This window comes from Emticicia sp., from assembly GCF_049241225.1.
Taxonomy (GTDB): domain Bacteria; phylum Bacteroidota; class Bacteroidia; order Cytophagales; family Spirosomataceae; genus Emticicia.
In genome coordinates this window covers 1-1,166 of record NZ_JBMLRC010000176.1, presented here as the reverse complement: position 1 = coordinate 1,166, position 1,166 = coordinate 1, and the positions used below count along the sequence as shown (strand labels likewise).

Sequence of the window (1,166 nt, the reverse complement as noted above, 5' to 3'; positions counted from 1 at the left end):
AATGCCCGTCGAGTGTGGATGTGGGCAAGATGAAAGCAGAGTTTTTGCAGAAAACGTATGATACGAAAGGCGTTCCGTTCCGCTCAAAATTAATCGGAACATTTACCAAACAAATGAAGTTGGCCTCGATTGCTCCGTGGGCATATAATTTCATTTTCAAAACGGAAGCTACACGCCGAGTCGCCAACCGAATTGTAGGTTTTCATCCCGACCGCACAATGCCGTTATTGCATAGCACGACATTGACAGAATGGGCAGCCAAACAAACTTCTCCGAAAAACGATAAAAAGGTTTATCTCTTCTGCGATGAATTTACGAATTATAATGATGTAGAAGTTGGTAAAAAAGCAATTTTATTGCTGCAAAAGCTTGGTTATGAGGTGATTATTCCGAAACACGTAGAAAGTGGACGCACGTATTTATCAAAAGGAATGGTGCGTGAAGCTCAGAAAATCGCTATAAAAAATGTTGAATTGCTAAAAAATATTGTGTCAGAAAATACGCCAATTATTGGACTCGAACCATCAGCAATTTTGACTTTGAGAGATGAATATCTGGAACTTGTTCCGCAAGATTTAAAAGATGCTGCCGAAAAAATCGCTAAAAATACTTTTCAATTTGATGAATGGTTTGCCCGAGAAATCGACCGAGGAAATATCAAAAAAGAAGCATTTTCGAGCGAAAAACGTTTGATAAAACTGCACGGACATTGCCACCAAAAAGCTTTGTCGTCGCTTACACCTACTAAGAAAAGCCTATCTTTGCCTGCAAATTATGAGGTTCATCTAATTCCTTCGGGTTGCTGCGGAATGGCGGGTTCGTTTGGCTATGAAGCCGAACATTATGACGTATCAATGAAAGTAGGGGAATTGGTGCTTTTCCCGACCGTCAGGAAACAAGCCGAAGATGTAATAATTGCTGCTCCCGGAACAAGTTGTCGCCACCAAATAAAAGACGGAACGGGCAGAATAGCCCAACACCCAGCCGAGATTTTGTATGAAGCCTTAAAGTAATGGATAATGAAAAATGGAGAATTGATAATGTCTCATTCGGCATTATTCATTCTCCATTATCAATTATTCATTAAAAAACTACGCTCTCATTAACTTTACCAAATCCTTATCATTTACTTCTTTGATTTGGTCGGCTAAGTCAAGGAAACGCTT

Annotated in this window: 1 protein-coding gene; it reads left to right on the top strand. The window is 39.8% G+C overall.

Annotated features, from left to right (window positions below; all coding sequences use genetic code 11):
- The coding region (locus ACOVO2_RS10110) for a (Fe-S)-binding protein (RefSeq protein ID WP_421769853.1) at window positions 1-1,013 on the top strand (1,013 nt) is incomplete at its 5' end.
- Window positions 1,014-1,166 lie beyond the last annotated feature (153 nt).